Origin of the sequence: Mesorhizobium sp. M0991 (genome assembly GCF_040318915.1) — a bacterium.
Classification (GTDB): Bacteria; Pseudomonadota; Alphaproteobacteria; order Rhizobiales; family Rhizobiaceae; genus Mesorhizobium.
Map to the genome: position 1 here is coordinate 80,053 of NZ_JAMYNE010000014.1, position 20,592 is coordinate 100,644.

A 20,592-nucleotide genomic window follows, 5' to 3' on the forward strand; every position below is an offset into this window, starting at 1 on the left:
TGCGCGCTTGTCAAATAGGTGAACGTTAAGACAACCGAACTCTTCAAGAGGGCGCTCTCTGCGATCATTGCTGCCACGGTCTTCGGCAATACGGAGGTTCGCGCCGGCACGTTCGCGCGCCTGAGGAATCCGGCTGACTGATAATGCGACCTGTGCTGAGGTTCAGTACGAACCACCGATCAGGGCAGATGGGATGTTCGTCCGCGTGATAGCGGCGAGGCCGTGAAATCCGCGATCGTTCTGCAGTTCTGCTTTGTTGCAGAACCGCAGCTCGACGGAGACGTTCTCGTGAAACTGTACTGCGCACCGTGGGCTTCCAGCCTTGCCGAACATCTCGCTCTTCGGAAGACGGATACCTCCTTCGATAGCGAGCGCATCGACCGGGTGTCGAGGCAATCATGAGCCGAGCCCGCAAGATCGCAATTGCCATCGTTGCCCTTATGGTGATTCCAATGGCAGCTATTTGGAGCTGGCAATGGTTCACGAGGGGACGGTTCGAGGAAACGACCGATAATGCCTATCTCCGCGGAGACATTACCAGCATCGCTCCGAAGCTTGCCGGTTACGTCGTCGAAGTCGACATAGACGACAATGCCAGTGTGTCTAAGGGTGCTGTCCTGTTTCGCATCGACGACAGCGACTACAAGGCCAAGGCGGAGCAGGCGAAAGCCAACGTCGCCGCCCGGCAGGCGGAAATCGCCAACATCAAGGCAACTCGTGAACTGCAGGACGCATTGATCGCGCAGGCTGAGGCGCAGAAGCAATCTGCCGCAGCCGACCTGCAATTCGCCCGCGCCAACCTGAACCGCTACGTCACGCTGCAGAAGAACGGGACCGCAAGCGATCAGAAGCTGCAGGATGCGCAGGCCGGCCATGACAAGGCAAAGGCATCGCTGGACGGTGCAGAGGCCAATCTGCTGGCTCAAAAGTTGAAGCTCGGTGTCCTGGATGCACAATTGTCCGGTGCGCAGGCAGCCCTGTCGCAGGCACAGGCAGCGCTCGACCTGGCAATGCTCGACCTGGCCAACACCGTCGTGAGGGCCCCGGTCGACGGCATCGTCGGCAATCGCCAGATCGGTGTCGGCCGCTATGTCACCCCAGGGACGGCAGCCCTGGACATCGTTCCGGTTAACGATGTCTGGATCGTCGCCAACTTCAAGGAAACACAGCTGAGGCAGGTTGAGATCGGCCAACGCGTCCGCGTCATGGTTGATGAATATCCCGATCTGCAAATCGACGGCCTTGTCGACAGCTTCGCTCCCGGCAGCGGCGTGGCATTCAGCCTGCTTCCGCCGGACAATGCTACCGGCAACTTCATCCGCGTCGTCCAACGCGTGCCGGTCAAGATCAGGATGACGCGCAATCCGTTGCCCGGCCGCCTGGTTCCGGGACTCTCGGCTCGTGTTGCCATCACCGTCGGCACCAGGGATGCTCCGGCAGTAGCGCAGGAAATGCAGACAGGCGGGACCGCGGACGGGCGCTCAGCACAATGATGCACCTCGCCGAAACGGCGGCTGTGCAGCGCCATCCCGGCACCCTGCGCGCTTCCTTGATAGCAACCGGCGTCGTGCTGGCCGCTTTCATGGACGCGGTCGCATCCACCGCACTGTCCATCGGCCGGATCGACATGCTCGGCGACACCTACGCAACGTTGGACGAACTGGCGATGATCGACGTTGTTTTCATAGCGGCCAAGCTGACGGCGTTCCTTGTCGCTCCGCTTCTTGTGACGGCAGCCAGGCCGACCGCCTGCCTGCGCGCGGGGGTTGTCGCCCTTCTGCTGGCATCCGCGACCTTGACGTTGTCGGTGGACCTCACCTGGATTTGCATCTGCCGCATTGTGCAAGGGCTGGCCGGCGGCACAGTTCTCGTCGCTGGCCAGACACTACTGTTCTTTCGCTTCCCGCACCGGCATCAGCCCGTCGTTCAGGCGGTTTTTGCCGTAGGCGCCGTCATGGCTCCGACGACTGTCACGCCGGCCCTGCAGGGCTGGCTTGTCGACCATCTGACCTGGGAGTGGATATTCCTGAGCATCATTCCGCTCGGCATCGTCTCCCTTCTCCTTCTGGCGGCGGACGGCGATCGGACCTTTTGGCGGAAAACCAGGTTTCCTGCCGTCGAAATATTGTTGCTCGGCATCGGCGCCGCGCTTTTGACATACGTCCTGCTGCAAGGCAGCAGGTTCAACTGGTTCGACGACACCGACATCACCTTCCTTGCCGCAACCGGTGTGACGGCCGCCGGCCTTCTGGCCGTCTGGGAGACCCGCTTTCGTTCAGAAGGCTCACTGCTGGCCATCTCGCCCCTTGGCAATCCGGACTTTCGCTTCGGCCTTCTCGTCAGCTTCGTCGCCGGCTCTGCTCTTTCAGGCAGCGCCTATCTCATTCCGGCTTTTGCCCTCAACGTGCTCGATTTTACCGCCACGGGCGCAGGAGTGCTTCTGCTGCCCAGCGGAGCCATGCTCGCACTTGGACTTCTGTTGTCCGGCTTCGTCATCCAAAGGACCGGGATCCGCCCGATCACGCTTGCGCCATTTGGTATTCTCCTCTTCGCAGGCGCCATGTGGCTGCTGTCCGCTTCGACGAGCGGTAGCGGATCACCGGACCTGACCCTTGCTCTGCTGCTGCGAGGATTCGGCCTCGGCCTTCTGTTCGTGGCACTGACGCTGGTTACGCTGCAGCGCCTTGCCGCCAATGCGCTGCCGTTCGGCATCGGGCTGTTCAACTTCGGCAAGCAGGTGGGCGGTCTGACGGGCACAGCCCTCTTGCAAACGTATATTGATCACCAGAATGCCCACAATCGGACGATACTGGCGTCCCACCTCGTCAATGGCGATCCAGCCGTAGACCAGCGCTTGAGAGCCGCTGCGAACGCTCTGGCGAACAGTGTCGACAGCACTGCGGCGACCAAGGCCGCCCTGCCGCTGCTGCAGCGCGCGCTTGAGAAGCAGGCCGCCACGATCTCGTTCGACGAAGCTTTCTTCGCGCTCGTCCTGCTGTTCGCGGTCGCTGCGCCCTGTCTCATTGTCGCCAAACAATTGCTCGGCCGCCAAGCCGCTCCGCAGAACTAAAACCGCGTCCACGCCCTATACTTTGGAACAGATGTATTGGTCGGGAGAGGCTTCCAGATTATCTCATGAGCCGTGTCAACTGGACGAGATAGGGATGACGAATGCAGGGGTTTTTCCGGTTTCGCTCTGCAGCCAACGGAGAGGCAGGCGAGGGTCTTACCTGTCCGGCGCGCGCTTTCCAGCGGTGAGTGGCGCTGCCACTCTTTGATGCGTCATTCCAGTCGCTCCTTGCACGAGGCGATCGTTACGCGCGCAGGAGCATCCGGCCTTTTCCAGCTTCCGTAAAGGCGGCCGCAGCACCCACATTCCGTTTAATGCACGGATGTCCATGAGACGCGGGGGCATGGCGGTATTAGACTTGGGGCCGTGAGTTCGCCTGTCCAGATAGGGAACAAGTGCTATACGAAGCGCTGACAGTTCCTTTGTCCGGCAGGAGTAGCCCATGACAGCAGCGTCCAACTCACTTGACGAAACCGACTCCGAAGCATTGCGAGCGGCGCGGATCATCGAAAACGTGGTCGGTAACGCATGGGCGACCGACGCCGCCGGCAAATTCACCTACGTGACTCCGGCGGCGCTTTCGCTTCTTGGCATGACGTTGGAGGAACTCAATTCGCCTTCGGAAGAGGGCCGTTCTGGTTGGAAGCGGATAATCCATCCAGACGATTATGACGGCGCCGTCGCCACATGGCGTCGCTGTCTGCAATCAGGTGAGCATTACAATGTCGAGCACCGCATTTTGCGCCCGAGTGGTGCTTACGGTTGGGGGCGAAGTTCGGGACAGCCATTGCGCGACAGCCAAGGTCGTATCCATGCATGGTACGGTGCAGTGATCGACGGCGATGTTCCGTCCGTCGTCAGTAAGCGATTCGCGGATGTCGCCAATGCTGCGCTTGAGGAAAAAGCCGCGCCCGACGTACCGCATTCGCTGAAGGTTATTCATCCGGACGACCGGGCTGCGGCGGCTCATGCGGCCGCGCGCGCCTTCTGGACGGGCGTCCCACAAGTCACAAGACATCGGCAACTCAAGGCCGACGGTAACTATCGTTGGACCGAAACCCGCTCAGAGCCGGGGTACAGTGTAAGTGTCGATATCGACGATCTGGTGACAGACAGGGAGCCTCGGCCAACTACGACAGCGTCAGACCCGTCGGGCGAAAACGAAGCCGAAGCAATCCGGTCGGCGAGGGTCGTCGAGAGCATATTCGGCAACGGATGGGCATTCGATGCGGCCGGTAGGTGGATCTACCTGCACCCGTTTGCCCAGAATTCCCTCGGGGTGACGCTGGAGGATCTGAATGCTTCGTTGAAGGAGGGTCATACCGGCTGGAAGCGGTTGCTTCATCCGGATGACTATGACCAGATCGCCGCCGCATGGCGTCACTGCCTGGAGACCGGCGATCATTTTAATGTCGAGTTTCGCTTTCGGCGCGCGACCGGCATCTATGTCTGGGCTCGAACCGCGGCACGACCAGTGCGCGACAGTCAAAGTCGTATCACGGGATGGTTTGGCATCGCGCTTGACATCGACGTTTACAAGAAAACCGTCGCGGCGTTGCGCTATCGGGAGCGTGAGCTCTCACAGCTCGTGGACATGGTTCCGAGCCACATCTGGCGGCTGGCTCCGGACGGCGAGCCGATTTTCTTCAACAAGCGCATGGTCGATTTCCTCGGCCTGAACGTAGCGGATGCGGACAAGCCGGGGATGAGTCGGCTGGAGGTGGTCATAGAGACAATCCATCCAGACGACGCAGCAGCGTTCCGAAACGCGCTCCACCATTGCCTCGCCACCGGCGAGCCCTTCTCTATGAGACATCGCCTGCGCCGCGCCGACGGCGTCTATCACTGGATGTCGAGCCGGGCGGACCCGATACGGGATCAGGACGGACGCATCGTCCAATGGTATGGCCTCTGTCTCGACATCGATGATGAGGTGCGCGCGCAAGAGGCGTTGCGCGATCGGGAGCGCGAGCTCTCGCAACTCGTGAACATGGTCCCGGTCCAGATCAGGCGTCTGACGCCGGACGGCGAGCCGACCTTCTTCAACAAGCGCTTGCTGGACTTTTTCGGTCTGGACGACGTAGCGGCTTTGGACAAGCCGGGCATGAGCCGGCTGGCTGCAGTCATAGGGACCCTCGTCCATCCCGATGATGCGGCTAACTTGCTGGAGACGGCCCGCCACTCCTTCGCCACCGGCGACCCCTTCTCCTTGAAGTATCGTATGCGTCGTGCGGACGGTGCGTATCGCTGGGTTGATGGTCGCGGGGAACCGCTGCGAGATCAAAGCGAAGCGATTGTGCAATGGTACGTAGTTTCCATCGACATCGACGATGAGATGCGCGCACAGGAAGCGCTGCGCGATCGGGAGCGGGAGCTCTCGCAACTCGTGGATATGGTTCCCAGCCTGCTCTGGCGGTTGAGCCCAGAGGGCGAGCCGACCTTCTTCAATAAGCGCCTGATAAATTTTCTCGGCATGGACATAGCAGACACAGACAAGCAGGGCATGAGCCGGCTGACAGCCGTCATAAAAGCCGCCGTCCATCCCGATGATGCGGACAGCCTTAGGGAAGCGCTCAACCATTCCCTCGTCACCGGCGAGCGCTTCTCCAAGAAGTATCGCCTGCGGCGTGCGGATGGCGTCTACCGCTGGGTGGAAGGCAGCGCGGAGCCACTGCGGGATGAGAGCGCACGCATCGTCCAGTGGTACGGCCTCTCACACGACGTCGATGATCAGCTGCGCGTCGAAGAGGCGCTGCGACGCAGCGAGCGGCAGCTTCAGCAGCTCATAGATACAGTGCCAATGCAGATCTGGTGCGTAACGCCAGGCGGCGAGCCAGCATACATTAACAAAACTATGGTGGACTATATCGGCCTGAAGCTGGAAGATTTTGATGCTCCAGGATTGCCGAGCGCCATTGAAACCATCGTCCATCCGGAGGACAGGGCCGTATTGCTGGGAGCTCTAACCCATTCCTTCAGCACGGGTGAACCGTTCGAGCTGAAGTTTCGTAACCGGCGATGGGACGGTGCATACCGCTGGACTGAGGGACGCGCGGATCCGCTCCGCGATGAGAGCGGTCGCACAATCCGGTGGTACGGCGCCAACGTCGACATCCACGATTTTGTAATTTCTCAGGAAGCGCTGCGAGAAAGGGAGCGCTCGCTCTGGCAACTCGTCGAAACCCTGCCCGTAATGATCGATTGCGCTGCGCCGGACGGCGAGCCGATGTATCGCAGCCAGCAGCTCCGCGAATTCCTCGGCTACGAACTTGAAGAATTGGATGATGCGGGAAAATCCCGGTTGGCCGGCACACTCGACGCCGGCGTTCATCCCGACGACGTCGCGGGAGTCAAGGAGCAGTACGCACATTCGTTGTCGACCGGCGAGCCATACTCGCGGAAGCACCGTCTACGGCGCTTCGATGGCGAATATCTCTGGGTCGACACGCGCGCGGCGCCGATGCGCAATGCCGAAGGCGCCATTGTGCAGTGGAATGTTATCTGCCTGGACATCGACGGTGAGGTTCGGGCGCAGGAGGAGCTGCGTCTGGCGCAAGAGCGACTTGCACGGGCGAGCCAGGCGGCAAGCCTCGCCGAGCTTTCGGCGTCTATCGCGCATGAGGTGAACCAGCCACTGGCAGCGATCGTGGCCAACTCACACGCCTGCTATCGTTGGCTGGCCGCCGATCCCCCGAACCTCGAGCGCGCGAAGATCACGGCCGAGCGCATCATCCGCGATGCTAACTCGGCGGCGGATGTCGTCAGCCGCATCCGCGCCTTGTTCAGGCCATCCCTTGAAATGAGAACCAGTATGCCGATCCCAAGTGTCATTGCCGAAGCGCGTGACCTCATGGCTGAGGAAGCCATGCGGCGTCGCGTTCGCATGGATGTCGACATCGAAAGCAACCTTCCGCTCGTCGTGTTCGATCGCGTCCAGATCCAGCAGGTTTTGGTCAATCTCATCCGCAACGGCGTGGACGCGATGGACGCCATTGCTGGCGACAAGGTTCTTGGGATACGCGTGCGCCGGATAGAGGACAAAATCCAGATCGATGTCAGCGACCGCGGCCCAGGAGTCGAACATCCTGACAAGATATTCGAGCCGTTCTTTACGACGAAAGGGAACGGAATGGGCATGGGGCTCGCGATCTCCCGTTCGATCATCGAGTCTCACGGCGGACGCCTTTGGGCGGAGAATAGCGTGCCGCGTGGGGCGACATTCATCTTCACCCTCCCGGCTGAAGCGAAAGCTGCGCAATAACTGGCGGCGCTCAGTAAGCGCTTGGTTTTTCGGCTCTCGGTGAAGGGGCGCCGCCGCCCCGTGCAATGCATGGATTTCCATGAGGTGCGGTTGGGGCGTGGCGGGATTAGGGTGGCGACGTGAGTCCGTCAGCCCAGTCCAGCTATCAAGAGCAAGTGCTACACGAAGCGCCGACAATCTCCAGAGTTTGTTTGTCCGTGAGGGGCACCCGATGACGACAGCGCCCAACTCACTTGGCGAGACCGATTCCAACGCAACGCGCGCGTTAACGCATGACTTGGACCGATCCGGACCGGGAAGTGGCCGACCTTTCGCGACGAATGAACCGGGCCTGATTCGCGGCAACATGAGCAGCGATCTTGAAAGAGGCAGGTTGTCGCGCGTCTGGTCGCACCGTCCCCAACTCTTGCATCTGGGGCTTTTTATTACGGCCTATGTCCTGGGCTGCGGATTCGCCCAGTCGCTCGCAATCATACCCGGAACAGGGATTTCCATTTGGCCTCCGAGCGGGCTGTTCATCGCTACACTTGTCTTCGCCTCCAGGTATAGCTGGCCGTGGTGGGTGCTGGGGGCCTGTCTGGCCGAACTGTTCAGCAACTTCTTGTGGTTCCACACTCCGCTGCCCGCGGCCTTCCTGATCTTTGCCGGCAACGCTCTTGAAGCGGTGGCCGGCGCATGGCTTGTGAACCAGACCTGCAAGCGCCCAGTTCGGCTGGAAACGTTGCGGGACGTTCTCGCATTCGTCGTACTGGCCGCTGGAATTGCGCCAGTTGCAAGCGCGACGGTGGGAAGTGCGGCGCTTGCGTGGTTTGGCATACAATCGCAAACCTTTGCGACGGCTTGGCCGCTGTGGTGGATCGGAGACGCGACGGGAGTCCTGATCGTAGCGCCACTGGCGCTGGTCGTGTTCCAGAACTGGCGCGGCAAGGCGCAGCTCTCGGCAGCGCGGTGGATGGAAGCTTGCGTCCTGGGGCTGATTTTTCTTGGTATCGCCGCCCTTTCCTTGAGCGGCTATCTGCCCTTCGCCTACATCATCATGCCGCCTCTTCTTTGGGCCGCAGTGCGCTTTGAGTTCAGAGGCGCCGCCGTAGCATTGGCCGTCCTCGCTCTGATCACGGCGGTATTCACGATATCCGGCGCCAGCCAATTTGCCGGCGATCCCGAGTCCCAGAAGCACAACCAGATCATGCTGCAGCTTTTTCTGGCCATCTCGGCATTTTCGGCGCTCGTCGTGGCCGCCATATCCCGGCAGCATCAGGCGGCGGTGCTCACCTTGCGTGAAAGCCTTGAGGCATTGGGCGACCGGGAGCGGGAGCTCTCGCAGCTTGTCGACATGGTTCCGAGCCACGTTTGGCGCCTGACGCCGGACGGCGAGCCGACCTTTTTCAACAAGCGAATGGTCGACTTTCTCCGCCTCGACGTAACGGATTTGGACAAACAGGGCATCAGCCGGCTGGCGGCGATGATAGCGTCCACCGTCCATCCGGACGACGCAGCAGCATTCGGCGATACGCTCAGTCACTGCCTTGCCACCGGTGAGCGCTTCTCCATGAGGTATCGCCTGCGCCGCGCCGATGGCGTCTATCACTGGATGTCGAGCCGGGCAGAGCCGATGCGCGATCACGCTGGCCTGATCGTCCAGTGGTACGGCCTCTGTCACGACATAGACGATCAGATGCAAGCCGAAGAGGCGCTGCGGCGGAGCGAATTGCAGCTTCAGCAGATGATCGACGCTGTGCCGGTCCGCATCTGGAGCGCGGTGCCGACCGGCGGGCCGGTCTACTTCAACAAGCGATACCAGGACCATTTCCGCTCCGTGATCGCCAATTTCGAAACGCTCGGAGAGCCGCGCATCGAGGAATTGCTGCAAGAACTGGTTCATCCCGAAGATGCTCCCGAGGTGCTGCGCACGTTGCTGACCTGTTTCGAAACAGGCGGCGGTTCCGCGATGCGGTTTCGCTGGCGCGAAACAGATGGCTATCGCTGGGCGGAGTGCAGGGTCGAGCCGCGGCGTGATGAGGACGGGGCGGTCGTGCAATGGTACGGGGTTTCCCTCGACATCGACGAAGAGGTGCGCGCCCAGGAAGCGCTGCGACAAGCCTCCGACAAACTCGCGCAAGCCACTCAGGCTGCAAGTCTCGCCGAGCTTTCCGCTTCGATCGCGCACGAGGTGAATCAGCCGCTGGCCGCGATCGTCGCCAATTCCCATGCATGCCACCGTTGGCTGTCCGCCGCCCCGCCGAACGTCGAACGCGCGAAGATCACGGCCGAGCGCATAATCCGGGACGCCAATTCGGCGGCGGACGTCGTCGGCCGCATCCGCGCGCTGTTCAAGCAATCCACAGAGACGAGGACCAATGCGACGCTCAGCAGTGTCATCGCAGAGGCACGCGACCTCGTGGCCGAGGAAGCGATGCGGCGGGGCGTTCGCATCAGTGTTGATGTCGGAAGCGACATTCCGCTAGTCGCGTTCGATCGCGTCCAAATCCAGCAGGTTCTGGTCAATCTCATCCGCAACGGCATGGAGGCGATGGACTCTGGTGCGGACGACGGAGCTATCAGCATCCGCGTGCGCCATATCGGGGATGTTGTCCAGACCGAAGTCAGCGATCGCGGCCGGGGCGTCGAGTTTCCCGACCGGATATTCGAACCGTTCTTTACCACGAAAGAGCAAGGGATGGGCATGGGACTGGCGATCTGCCGTTCGATCATCGAGTCGCATAGCGGGCGTTTATGGGTCGAGAAGAACGAACCACGTGGAGCGACGTTTATCTTCACGTTGCCGATTGAAGCGAAAGCAGCGTCATGATGACGGACGGCCAAATTGTCTTCATCGTAGATGACGATGAACGCATCCGGGAGGCGCTCAGTGAGCTGCTGGCTGCGCACGGCATGCGTGCCGTAGCGTTCGGATCGGCGGGCGATTATATCCGCGCTGACAAGCCGGACGTCCCCGCCTGCCTCATCCTCGATATCGAGCTGCCGGATATTAACGGCCTCGATCTGCAGCGGCAGATTGCCGAGGGCGATCATCCGCCGATCGTTTTCCTGACGGGACATGGCGATATCCCGTCCTCCGTGCGTGCGATCAAGCACGGCGCCGTAGATTTCCTGACTAAGCCCTTCAGTGATGCGGACCTCATGGCCGCAATCCATGCAGCGATCGCCCTGGATCGGGCACAGCGATCGGAGCGCGCCGAGCTGGGCGTGTTGAAGCAACGTTATCTCGAACTGACGCCGCGCGAACGTGAGGTGCTGCCGCTGGTGGTCAGCGGCCTGCTCAACAAGCAGGCGGCCGCTGAACTGGGGATCAGCGAAGTTACGCTGGAAATTCATAGAAGGAACGTCATGCAGAAGATGGTCGCGGCGTCGCTCGCCGACCTCGTGCGCATCGCCGAGCGATTGGGAATACCGATCACGCACTCGCGCCGGGCAGGGGGGAGCTGAGCGTGGGCAAGCGGAGGCCTGTCGTGGCGATTGTCGACGATGACCCAAGACTGCTCGAGTCGCTGGAGGACCTTCTGGAGTCCGCCGGCTATGTGGCCCGCAGCTTCTCATCGGCGAGGTCGTTGCTGGTCAGCGGCCTGTCTGGATTGGACATGCTTATCACCGACATCGGGATGCCCGGCATGGACGGCTTTGAACTTCGCGACTTGGTCAAGAAGGCGCGTCCGGATCTGCCTGTGTTCCTGATCACCGGCCGCCACGAGATAGTGGATCAGCACCGCGCCAAGGGCATTGGCAGGCTTTTCCGCAAGCCGTTCGATGGCCAGGCACTGCTTGCGGCGATCGGCGACGCTTTACGCAACCCAGAAACGGAGGCTAAACATGAGAGTTGACCAATTGCCCTTACGGAGATCGACGCCGTCATCACAGCAGCGGCGGGCTGAAGCCGAGCAGCCGCTGGTCATTATTGTCGATGATGATGCCTCTGTTCGGGAGGCGCTGTCTGAATTGATCCTGTCGGCGGGTTTTCTGCCGGTGTGCTTTACCTCGACCCGTGAATTGCTTGACGCCGACGTGTTGGAGAGCCCCGGCTGCTTGATCCTCGACGTGCGCATGCCAGGGACGAGCGGTCTCGATCTGCAGCACCATCTTGCGAAAAACGGCAACCCCAAACCCATCATCTTCCTGACCGGGCATGGCGACATCCCGATGACTGTCCAGGCGATGAAGGCCGGCGCCGTGGACTTTCTGACCAAACCGGTGCGGGATCAGACGCTGCTTGACGCCGTGATCGCGGGCATTGCGGTGGACGCCAAGCGGCGGGCGGATGCGGTGATCGTCAAGCGCAACATCGAGCGCGTCGAGACGCTGACGCCGCGCGAGCGCGAGGTTCTGCGAGAAGTGGCGCGCGGACGCCTCAACAAGCAGATCGCCTTCGACCTCGGCATCAGTGAAGTGACCGTCAAGCTTCACCGCGGCAATGTCATGCGCAAGATGGAAGCTGCTTCCATCGGTGAGCTAATCCGGGCGTGGGAAACGCTGCCCCCGCCGATGCGCGAGGCCGGCGCGGCCAAGACTTTCGAATAGGGCCGAACCATGCCTCCGTCCGATAGGATCGCCCGGCGGCGGGCGCTTCTTCGCTAAGAAAAGCTTGCCCAGGACGATCCGGACTCAGGAAAACCTTTATAGAGCTTAGAGCGATAACCGCCGCGTGTAATCTGATGTTGACGCTGCACAGCCAAGCTTCTGCCGCGCATCCCCCGCTAGCAGCGACGCATTGGGAAAGCTTTGGAGCGGCCGTATCTCCATCACGACGACTATCGCTAATGCTGTGCCTTCAGGCATCAGCGAAGCTTAGTATGCTGGCGGCAGGAACTCGATCAGGGCCTTGGTGACGGCGGCTGGCTGCTCCTCCGGAACCCAGTGACCTGAGCCCTCGACTACTACGGCGCGTACGTTTTCGGCGACGTGGCGGAGATGGTCTTCGTACATCGATCCCAAGCCACCTGAGCCGCTTATTCCGAGTACCGGCATCGTTAGCTTGTGTTTTGCAAAGGCCTTGTTCTGCTCTTCGTCACGGGGAAAAGCCCGGTAGTACTCGAAGCCTGCGCGCAATGCGCCAGGCTGGGCATAGGAACGCCCGTAGACTTCGTCGGCTTCGTTGTCGAACGCGCAAGCATTTACCCCCTCTGCATTGTGAAACCACTTTAAATACTCAAGCTCGCGACCGGCAATGAGCATTTCCGGTACGTCGCGTACGGAATGGAAGCGAAAATGCCAAGTGCGAGGGCCTTGGATCAATTCGTTCCATGGTTCGATGCCTGGCAGTGGGACGTCAAGGATGGCCAATGTGGCGACTTCCTCTGGGTGCTGCGCCGCATAGGAATAAACCACCATGCCACCCATATCGTGGCCGACAAGATTGACGACCGGACCAAGGTTCAACTGATTGACGAGTGCGTGAATATCCTCGGCAATCGACGCCTTTTCGTAGCCGGCCGCAGGCTTGGCAGTGTCCCCCAAACCGCGCAAATCGGGCGCAAGTACAGTGTAACCGCGCGCCACCAGTTGTGGCATTACAAAGCGCCACATGTATGAGGTCGTGCCCCAACCATGCAACAACACAACAGTTTTCGGGCCGCCTACCGCCAGCAAATAGTGGTAGACCACACCGTTAACGTCGGCCTTGCCGTCGACGATACGTGCCGACAGGTCAGTCGATTGTCCGAGCGGCACGTCTGAGCGCGAAGCGTTGGCAGAAGTCGATGGTCCAGCAGCAAGGACCGCAATGAGGAAACCAGAAAGAAAGCTAAGGCGCATTAAAGCACTCCGGGATTGTGAGGTCCAAAGGGCTCCAAGAGCGGCAAATGCCGCTTAATGTCTATAAAACGAAAGCTAGCAGATCTTTGGCCCGATACTAACACGCAGTATACATAAGTATATACGCCTCTAACCGGCGGTGAGTTGATTCCTCAATATAAGGACCACATTGGCGAATCTTGTCGCGGTCCGTTCGGGCGGTGACTTGCTCGTGATCAGCCGCTTCTCGTTTTGAGAAGCGGATCCTCATACGGATTGATAGGTTCTGTTTGTAGCGGCCGCCGCACGAGCGGCGGGTCGCGCACGACACTAACGTCATGGCAATTTTAGCCCCACCTCGGCGACAGCTCCAGGACCTCGGCGTGCCTGCCCTGCACCTTGGCATCGTATGACAGATGCTTCCGTAGAATAGGTTCGCGGCCCGGATCGGTGCATCCTGTTCCTCGCAAGCCATCACGACCGTCGCGTTTCCACCGCTCCTCGCTCGCTCCTCCCCGAACGCGACCGCACAGGCCGACTCGACGGTCGTGATGGTGAGCAGGAGTTCACAGCACATGGATGGACATGATGAACAAAGACGGACTTTTCTCCGCCGGCGGATCTCGCCGCGATGTCTTGTTGGCCGGCCTGATCGCCACTGTCGCCGCCGGACTGCCCCGCGCTGCTTCGGCCGCGAGCCGAAAACAAAACCTTTCCTCTTCCCCCTCAATCAAAGGAACCAAGACGATGAGCACCATCACGACCAAGGACGGCACCGAAATCTACTACAAGGATTGGGGCAAGGGTCCTGTCGTCACGTTCTCGCATGGCTGGCCGCTGAATTCCGACGCCTGGGACAGCCAGATGCTCTTTCTTGCCCATAACGGCTTCCGCGTGGTTGCGCATGACCGGCGCGGCCATGGCCGATCGAGCCAGGCCACGTCCGGCAACGACATGAACGGCTATGCCGACGACCTTGCAGCCGTGATCGAGGCGCTGGATCTCCGGGACGCTACGTTGGTCGGCCATTCCACCGGAGGAGGCGAGGTTGCTCGCTATATCGGACGGCACGGGACGAAGCGGGTGGCCAAGGCTGTTCTTATCGCCGCTGTTCCGCCGATCATGGTGAAAACGCCGGCCAATCCGGAAGGTCTGCCGATCGAGGTATTCGACGGCATAAGGGCTGGCCTCGTCAAGGATCGTTCGCAGTATTACCGGGACCTCGCACCGTTGTTTTATGGCGCGAACAGGCCGGGCGCCAAGGTTTCCCAGGGGATTCTGGATCAGTTCTGGCTCTGGAGCATGCAGGCGGGTCTCGTCAATGCGTACGAAAGCGTCAAGGCGTTCTCCGAGACCGATTTCACCGAGGATCTCAAGAAGTTCGACGTACCAACCCTGGTCCTGCATGGCGAGGACGATCAGATCGTCCCCGTCAAGGACTCGGCAGTCAAGTCGGCCCGATTGATCAAAGGCGCAAAGGATATCTATTACCCCGGCGCGCCCCACGGGATCACGGCCACGCACCAGGATCAGGTCAATGCTGACCTGCTCGCCTTCATCAAAGGATAGCACGCCCTCAGTCACGACCGCATGTTGTCCGCAATTCCTTGGAGCCGCCGATGACCACCTTTGGCAATGTTTCGCGCACCCTGAACCGCATTTCGGGTGGCGCGCCAGGTCAAACCTTGTGCGCTCGCATAGCCGAGCGGTGGCCTGAATGCTGGTTCTGCCGGCTCATGTCCCGGATTGTGGAACCGAACCACTGCGCCATCGAGTTGGAGCGCTGGCAAAGGCGCGAAACATATGCTGCGCCACGGCTGCCATTCGGGCAATTGCGCCTGTGCAGCACGGAGGCGATCACCGGCGTTCGACACTACGTCGCGCTGTCGGGGGTCGCCGCCGCGCGCTTGTTCTGCCTTGAAGGCCAAAGCGCTCTCCAAGACGTCAAACTGGCTAAGCGCCGGGAGTTTATCAATCGGTAGCCGTTTGCGATTGCCGCTCATTTTGGCGGTCTCAATTCGGCGTGAAATTTTCTTGGCCAGCAGTTGCGACTATCGCAGCAGCACCGGCACAATTTTCGAAGGCAGGAACGACATGGGCGCACTATCAGGCAAGATCGCGGTGGTCACCGGCGGAAACAGCGGGATCGGACTATCGGCTGCAAAAATCTTTGCGGCCGAGGGCGCGCAAGTCGTCATTACCGGCCGTCGGCGGCAGGCGGTCGAGGAAGCGGTCGCACAGATCGGGGCAGGCGCGCTGGGCATTCAGGGAAATGTGGCCGACGTGTCGCACCATGACGAGGTAGCGCAGCAGATCCGCCAGAGGTTCGGGGCGCTCGACATCTATATGGCGAACGCCGGCATAAACACCATCACGCACTCGGCCGACGTCTCCGAGGCAGAATATGATGCGCAATTTGCCGTCAACACGCGAGGCGTCTTCTTCGGCGTCCAGAAGCTGATTCCGATCATGCGGAACGGCGGCGCAATCATCCTCACAGGCTCGCTGGCCAGCGAGAAGGTTCTGGACGGTCATGCTGTTTACGCGGGCTCGAAGGCGGCCATAAATGCCTTTGCGCGCAGTTGGGCGATAGAACTGAAGTCTCGCGGCATCCGGGTCAACGTGCTCAGCCCAGGTCCGGTGGATACGGCTATTCTCGATAAGCTAGGCATACCGTTTGAGCAGCGCGGGCCGTTTGAAAAGGCGATGGCCGAGGCAATACCCCTGGGCCGGATGGGGCAGCCGGAAGAGCTGGCAAAAGCCGCCCTGTTCCTTGCCTCGGACGCGAGCAGTTTCGTCACGGGCATCAATCTGCGGGTCGACGGCGGGATGGCAGTGCTCTGAGCCACGACTGCGATGTCGTCGCGCCAATAGACGGCCGAATAATGCCTAAGCAATCGGTCTTCCTCACGAAAATTTTCCGGGAAGCTGCCGCACGAGTCGCGCCAAATAGGTCGGAGGCGAGACGTTCCGTCGACGTGGTGCAAATTGAGCCACGTAAGCGGCAAGTCGCATTGCAGGGATCGACGCGCAAGAGAGAAGTCGGCTCGCCGATACGGCGGAAGGACCGAGGTCTCGCCCCGGTCCTTCAATTTTCTGTAGGTCGGGATCAGTGACCCCAGATGCCCTGGCCATATTCATCGTTGGGAGCAGTCGGCTTGCGTACGGTTTTCGGCACCCCGATATCGTTGTTCATTTTTTGGATCGAGGATGTATACATGTTGTCAGACGCAGTCGCAGGCTGCTGGGCTCCATTTGATCCATAGTGGTCGCTTCCGGCAATGGCGCTACCTGCTGTAATAACAAGCGCGGCGACAGCAAGGACTGTCATTTTCATTTCAGTAACTCTATTGGTAGCTTGGATGGTATTCACCCATACAAATATAGATGCCGTGACGCAGCGACACGATCAGACGGTCCGGCTGTTTGACCCATACGAACGCATTGGGCGATGCGGGCCGAAGGCCAGGGACTATGTCGTCTGCGAGAGGAGGCTTTGCCGCCATGTTCGATCCGGCCGGCTCACCAGCGCTCAACGGATCGACCGCGCCAGGTTCTCGCCACGGCGGCAGCGGCGTCTTGCAAACACAACTCTCTGGCCGCGCGCCCTCAGTGTCTGTTCCGGCGACTGCCGACAATGCACACCCGGCATAGATACCCTCAATCATGCTGCAGGGCACCTGATCTCCCTGGTGACCTACCCTGCACCTTGGCATTGTATGACAGACCCTTCCGCACAATAGGTTGGCGGGCCGCGTCGGCGCATTCTCCTGAGCATTGGTCACCACAGGCCACACGGGAGAAAGCAAATGCGAAACATAACTCGAGTCCTGGCGCTCACCGCGGCGCTTGCCGCGTCGGGCGGCGGGATGGCGCAGGCCGCGAATTCTCAGCCCAAGCCGACGATCGTACTGGTGCACGGCGCCTTCGCGGAATCGTCGAGCTGGGACGCAGTCATCACCAAGCTCAGCAAAGACGGTTATGTAGCGATAGCCGCAGCTAATCCGCTCCGCGGCGTTGCCAGCGATGCGAAAGCAGTCTCAGCCATCGTCCGGTCGGTTTCCGGGCCAGTTGTGCTGGTGGGGCATTCCTACGGCGGGCCTGTCATCACCGAGGCCGCCAATGGCAATCCCAATGTAAAGGCCTTGGTCTACGTGGCGGGTTTCGCGCCGGATACCGGCGAATCGAGCCTTACGTTGTCCAGCATGTTTCCCGGCAGCACCTTGGGGAGCGCGCTTGCTCCAGTCGCGTTGCCGGACGGCGGACAAGACCTCTTCATCGAGCCGGCCAAGTTCCGCGCCCAGTTCGCCGCCGACGTTCCGCAAGAGCAGACTTTGCTGATGGCTGCCACTCAACGCCCTGTTGCGCAGGCAGCTCTGGCAGAAGCCTCGGGCGTCGCCTCATGGAAGACGCTGCCGTCCTACATGATCTACGGCTCGGATGACCGGAACATCCCGGCAGCCGTCATGAGCTTCATGGCCAAGCGTGCGCACGCGGTAAAGACCGTCGTCATCGAGGGTGCGTCCCACGCGCTCATGGTTTCGCATCCCGACGAGGTCACGTCACTCATCGAGGATGCTTCTGCGTCGGTCAGTCAGTAGCAGGCTGGAAGCGCCTGCATCCGATCGAGCAACGAAAATAGACACGCAACACCAGGAGACTAGACATGAAGATCGTCGTCATCGGCGGAACCGGACTGATCGGTTCAAAGACCGTGGAGAGACTGCGAAACAAAGGACACGACGTGCTTGCGGCGTCGCCGAATTCGGGCGTCAACACCGTTACGGGACAGGGTCTGGCCGCCGCGCTTGCCGGTGCGCAGGTCGTCGTCGACCTCGCGAACTCGCCGTCGTTCGAGGAAAAGGCTGCCCTGGAGTTCTTCGAGGCATCCGGGCGTAATCTTTTTGCGGCCGAAACGGCCGCCGGCGTCCGTCATCACGTGGCGCTGTCGGTCGTCGGTACCGACCGACTGCAGGGCATGGGCTATTTCCGCGGCAAGTTGCTTCAGGAAAAGCTGATCAGGGAGTCCGGAATTCCCTACACCATCGTTCACGCCACTCAGTTCTTCGAATTCACCGCCGCCATCGCAAACACGGGCGCCGTCGGGGATACCATTCATATGTCGCCGGCCTACTTCCAACCCATGGCGGCTGATAATGTTGCCGACGCGATGGCGGACGTCGCGCTTGCCGCGCCGTTGAACGGCATGATCGAAATTGCCGGTCCGGAGCGTGTTCGCATGAGCGAACTTGTCGAGCGCTTCCTGAAGGCCACCAACGATCCCCGTAAAGTCGTCGCGGATCCTGGTGCTCTCTACTACGGCCAAGTGGCAATCGACGATCGAACGCTTATGCCCGGCGACAACGCGCGCATCGGCGCCGTGCGTTTCGATGATTGGCTCAGCCGATACACGCCGCCGAAATAAGCAAACAAAAGCGAACGCCGATCCTCTGATCCATCAGATCAGCACTCTCTTACCATTCGTATTTCAACAAGGAGACCAGACATGATCAAAACACTTCTCTGCGCGGCGGCGCTCACCGCCGCTTCTGTCACTGCAGCGATGGCCGATGACGCAAGCGTGAAGCTTGTCTACGACCAGGCTCTTCCAAACGTGCCCGGCAAGAGTATGAAAGCCGTGCTGGTCGAATACGAGCCGGGCGGAACATCGCCGGCCCACACCCATCCCAACTCCGCGTTCATTTACGCGACGGTCCTAGAGGGAGCTATGCGAAGCCAGGTCAACGATGGCCCGGTGACGACCTATCGCGCCGGCGAAAGTTTCTCGGAATTTCCGGGCGATCGTCATGCCGTCAGCGAAAACGCCAGCAAGACCGAACGTGCCCGCCTGCTTGCTATTTTCGTCGTTGACACCAGCGAGACGGAACTGACGACGAACGCGAAATGAAATCGTAGCCGCCGGGACCATCGGGGCGTATGCGAAGGGACGTCAGTGACATGAATTCGATCGCCAGCCGCACACTTGCGGGGATTTCGGTCCCCGATACACCGCTTGTTGGCCGAGCGATCGAACATGCCCGCCAGCGATGTGAACCCTACTTGTTCAACCACGTGGTCCGATCCTGGCTTTTCGCGGCCCGGATCGGACAGATTCAGAGTATCCAGCACGACGCGGAGGTTGTTGCCGTTGCAACCCTGTTGCATGACGTCACGCTCAATGAGGACTTCGCCGGGCCGCGCCGCTTCGAAGTGGAAGGCGCCGATCTTGCCCGCACCTTCGTTCGGGAAGGCGGCTTCGACGAGCGGCGCGCCCAATTGATCTGGGACAGCGTCGCCCTCAACTCGACGCCATCGATCGGCCTTTACAAGGAGGCTGAGGTGGCGCTGTGCACAGCCGGCATCTGCCTCGATGTCGTCGGCTTGCAATACAGCCTCGTTTCGTCAGCTGAGATTGCAAAGATCGTTGGCGAATTTCCGCGCCTCGGGATGAAGCGGCGGATGACGCGATGCTTTTGCCATATCGCCGAGATCAGGCCCGAAACCACCTACGACAACTTTGCCCGGGACTTCGGCGAGCGCTTTGTCTCCGGCTACAAGGCGCCTTCAGCAGTTGATCTTGTGATGAACACTCCCTTCGAAGAGTGAGGGCAGTTTCGATCCAGGTCTCTCGATCGAGGCCGGCCAGCTCAGCCGAGCCCTTCATATGACCCAAACGCTGTGCGCCTGTCGCATGCCTGCGGCAAAGCGAATTGCCGAGGGCAGCGTTCAGGGTGCCAATTTCCACCGCTTACTATACTTCGGTTTAGGCGCCCCAAACCAATCGAGTGGCAATACATATCATCGGCAGGATAGCAACAGTTTGGCTCACCGGTCATCCTTATGCTGCAATGGATTGCAAACACCTCAAGGAGATAAGTAATGAATATTGCAGCGTCACCGGTCGCTCCGAAAGGAAAAGCTGTCGCCCAACGCGCGAGTTATGCGGAGCAGTCGCCAGAACTTCTGAAGAAATTTATTGAATTTCTTGGTGCGACGCGAGAGGGGTCGATCGAAGAGCCGATCCGCGACCTTGTTGCAGTCCGAGCCGCGCAGCTAAACGGGTGCACCTTCTGCCTCGATATGCACGTCAAACAGGCGAAGATCCATGGCGAGCGCGAACTGCGCCTTTACCACCTGGCAGCCTGGCGGGATTCGACCTTGTTCGTTCCTCGCGAGCGTGCAGCCTTGGCATGGACGGAAGTCTTGACCAAGCTGCCCGAGCAGGGTGTCCCGGACGAGATCTACGATCGGGTCAGGTCGCAGCTTTCCGAGAAGGAGATTTCCGATCTGACCTTCGTTGTCATGGCGGTCAATTCTTGGAATCGTCTGAACATCGGCTTCAAACCCGTCCCGGGCTCGGGGGATGCGAAGTTTGGCCTGAGCAAAGCAGCACTAAGCTAATCTTTGGAATGGGTCAGAATGGCGCTTGTTTGGGCGCCATTCTGACGGCCAGGCAGGGGCGCCGACCTCGGCGACCAAACCCTGGAACCGATCCCAGCCTCCCGGCCGCGGCCGC

Annotated in this window: 16 protein-coding genes and 2 pseudogenes; 16 read left to right on the forward strand and 2 right to left on the reverse strand. The window is 60.4% G+C overall.

Annotated features, from left to right (window positions below):
- Positions 1-398 precede the first annotated feature (398 nt).
- The 8 genes and pseudogenes from NKH70_RS20725 (at position 399) to NKH70_RS20755 (ending at position 11,864) form a co-directional block, all read left to right on the forward strand.
- Positions 399-1,493 (forward strand): HlyD family secretion protein, encoded by a 1,095-nt coding sequence (locus NKH70_RS20725; protein ID WP_502908382.1) that lies wholly within the window; start codon positions 399-401, stop codon positions 1,491-1,493.
- The gene (locus NKH70_RS20730) at positions 1,490-3,070 is read left to right on the forward strand and encodes an MFS transporter (protein ID WP_352912442.1); all 1,581 of its coding nucleotides are present in this window, start codon (positions 1,490-1,492) and stop codon (positions 3,068-3,070) included. Before NKH70_RS20725 ends, NKH70_RS20730 begins: the two co-directional genes overlap by 4 nt.
- Before the next feature lie 442 nt (positions 3,071-3,512).
- Positions 3,513-7,331: a PAS domain-containing protein gene (locus NKH70_RS20735; RefSeq protein WP_352716512.1), complete on the forward strand. Its 3,819-nt coding sequence runs from the start codon at positions 3,513-3,515 to the stop codon at positions 7,329-7,331.
- Between the two features lie 373 nt (positions 7,332-7,704).
- A pseudogene (locus NKH70_RS20740) lies at positions 7,705-9,450 on the forward strand (MASE1 domain-containing protein); the annotation flags it as partial.
- A gap of 30 nt (positions 9,451-9,480) precedes the next feature.
- A pseudogene (locus NKH70_RS35830) lies at positions 9,481-10,140 on the forward strand (sensor histidine kinase); the annotation flags it as partial.
- Complete coding sequence (locus NKH70_RS20745) at positions 10,137-10,778, forward strand: response regulator transcription factor (RefSeq protein WP_352716513.1); 642 nt, start codon at positions 10,137-10,139, stop codon at positions 10,776-10,778. The pseudogene NKH70_RS35830 and the gene NKH70_RS20745, both read left to right, overlap by 4 nt.
- Before the next feature lie 2 nt (positions 10,779-10,780).
- Positions 10,781-11,170, forward strand: coding sequence for a response regulator (locus NKH70_RS20750; RefSeq protein WP_352716514.1), 390 nt, complete (start codon positions 10,781-10,783; stop codon positions 11,168-11,170).
- Complete coding sequence (locus NKH70_RS20755) at positions 11,160-11,864, forward strand: response regulator transcription factor (RefSeq protein WP_352716516.1); 705 nt, start codon at positions 11,160-11,162, stop codon at positions 11,862-11,864. Before NKH70_RS20750 ends, NKH70_RS20755 begins: the two co-directional genes overlap by 11 nt.
- A gap of 267 nt (positions 11,865-12,131) precedes the next feature.
- Here the strand turns inward: NKH70_RS20755 and NKH70_RS20760 are convergent, their stop codons facing one another.
- Positions 12,132-13,097, reverse strand: a complete 966-nt coding sequence (locus NKH70_RS20760; RefSeq protein ID WP_352716518.1) for an alpha/beta fold hydrolase — start codon at positions 13,095-13,097, stop codon at positions 12,132-12,134.
- Positions 13,098-13,664: 567 nt separating this feature from the next.
- On the opposite strand from NKH70_RS20760, the gene NKH70_RS20765 reads away from it, so the two are divergent.
- The 3 genes from NKH70_RS20765 to NKH70_RS20775 all read left to right on the forward strand — a co-directional run bounded on the left by NKH70_RS20765 (position 13,665) and on the right by NKH70_RS20775 (position 15,920).
- A complete protein-coding gene (locus NKH70_RS20765) occupies positions 13,665-14,645 on the forward strand; it encodes an alpha/beta fold hydrolase (RefSeq protein ID WP_353025899.1) in 981 nt (326 codons plus the stop codon).
- 50 nt (positions 14,646-14,695) lie between these two features.
- The gene (locus tag NKH70_RS20770; protein WP_353025901.1) at positions 14,696-15,058 is read left to right on the forward strand and encodes a hypothetical protein; all 363 of its coding nucleotides are present in this window, start codon (positions 14,696-14,698) and stop codon (positions 15,056-15,058) included.
- Positions 15,059-15,170: 112 nt separating this feature from the next.
- Positions 15,171-15,920, forward strand: coding sequence for a glucose 1-dehydrogenase (locus NKH70_RS20775; protein WP_352716755.1), 750 nt, complete (start codon positions 15,171-15,173; stop codon positions 15,918-15,920).
- 265 nt (positions 15,921-16,185) lie between these two features.
- On the opposite strand, the gene NKH70_RS20780 is transcribed toward NKH70_RS20775, so the two are convergent.
- Positions 16,186-16,413 carry a DUF680 domain-containing protein gene (locus NKH70_RS20780; protein ID WP_352716522.1) on the reverse strand — a complete coding sequence of 76 codons (228 nt, stop codon included), beginning with the start codon at positions 16,411-16,413 and terminating at the stop codon, positions 16,186-16,188.
- A gap of 472 nt (positions 16,414-16,885) precedes the next feature.
- Between NKH70_RS20780 and NKH70_RS20785 the strand changes: the two genes are divergently transcribed.
- The 5 genes from NKH70_RS20785 to NKH70_RS20805 all read left to right on the forward strand — a co-directional run bounded on the left by NKH70_RS20785 (position 16,886) and on the right by NKH70_RS20805 (position 20,477).
- The gene (locus NKH70_RS20785) at positions 16,886-17,677 is read left to right on the forward strand and encodes an alpha/beta fold hydrolase (protein ID WP_352912440.1); all 792 of its coding nucleotides are present in this window, start codon (positions 16,886-16,888) and stop codon (positions 17,675-17,677) included.
- A gap of 65 nt (positions 17,678-17,742) precedes the next feature.
- Positions 17,743-18,501, forward strand: a complete 759-nt coding sequence (locus tag NKH70_RS20790) for an SDR family oxidoreductase (protein WP_352912439.1) — start codon at positions 17,743-17,745, stop codon at positions 18,499-18,501.
- 81 nt (positions 18,502-18,582) lie between these two features.
- Positions 18,583-18,984, forward strand: coding sequence for a cupin domain-containing protein (locus NKH70_RS20795; RefSeq protein WP_352716527.1), 402 nt, complete (start codon positions 18,583-18,585; stop codon positions 18,982-18,984).
- Positions 18,985-19,034: 50 nt separating this feature from the next.
- Positions 19,035-19,682 (forward strand): HD domain-containing protein, encoded by a 648-nt coding sequence (locus tag NKH70_RS20800; protein ID WP_352912437.1) that lies wholly within the window; start codon positions 19,035-19,037, stop codon positions 19,680-19,682.
- 273 nt (positions 19,683-19,955) lie between these two features.
- A complete protein-coding gene (locus NKH70_RS20805; RefSeq protein ID WP_023674208.1) occupies positions 19,956-20,477 on the forward strand; it encodes a carboxymuconolactone decarboxylase family protein in 522 nt (173 codons plus the stop codon).
- Positions 20,478-20,592: the final 115 nt, after the last annotated feature.

Coding starts and splice junctions, on each gene's coding strand:
- NKH70_RS20760 (WP_352716518.1), bottom strand. CDS start 13,097: ATGCGCCTTAGCTTTCTTTCTGGTTTCCTCATTGCGGTCCTTGCTGCT.
- NKH70_RS20730 (WP_352912442.1), top strand. CDS start 1,490: ATGATGCACCTCGCCGAAACGGCGGCTGTGCAGCGCCATCCCGGCACC.
- NKH70_RS20725 (WP_502908382.1), top strand. CDS start 399: ATGAGCCGAGCCCGCAAGATCGCAATTGCCATCGTTGCCCTTATGGTG.
- NKH70_RS20800 (WP_352912437.1), top strand. CDS start 19,035: ATGAATTCGATCGCCAGCCGCACACTTGCGGGGATTTCGGTCCCCGAT.
- NKH70_RS20805 (WP_023674208.1), top strand. CDS start 19,956: ATGAATATTGCAGCGTCACCGGTCGCTCCGAAAGGAAAAGCTGTCGCC.
- NKH70_RS20735 (WP_352716512.1), top strand. CDS start 3,513: ATGACAGCAGCGTCCAACTCACTTGACGAAACCGACTCCGAAGCATTG.
- NKH70_RS20770 (WP_353025901.1), top strand. CDS start 14,696: ATGACCACCTTTGGCAATGTTTCGCGCACCCTGAACCGCATTTCGGGT.
- NKH70_RS20765 (WP_353025899.1), top strand. CDS start 13,665: ATGAACAAAGACGGACTTTTCTCCGCCGGCGGATCTCGCCGCGATGTC.
- NKH70_RS20780 (WP_352716522.1), bottom strand. CDS start 16,413: ATGAAAATGACAGTCCTTGCTGTCGCCGCGCTTGTTATTACAGCAGGT.
- NKH70_RS20755 (WP_352716516.1), top strand. CDS start 11,160: ATGAGAGTTGACCAATTGCCCTTACGGAGATCGACGCCGTCATCACAG.
- NKH70_RS20745 (WP_352716513.1), top strand. CDS start 10,137: ATGATGACGGACGGCCAAATTGTCTTCATCGTAGATGACGATGAACGC.
- NKH70_RS20795 (WP_352716527.1), top strand. CDS start 18,583: ATGATCAAAACACTTCTCTGCGCGGCGGCGCTCACCGCCGCTTCTGTC.
- NKH70_RS20785 (WP_352912440.1), top strand. CDS start 16,886: ATGCGAAACATAACTCGAGTCCTGGCGCTCACCGCGGCGCTTGCCGCG.
- NKH70_RS20790 (WP_352912439.1), top strand. CDS start 17,743: ATGAAGATCGTCGTCATCGGCGGAACCGGACTGATCGGTTCAAAGACC.
- NKH70_RS20775 (WP_352716755.1), top strand. CDS start 15,171: ATGGGCGCACTATCAGGCAAGATCGCGGTGGTCACCGGCGGAAACAGC.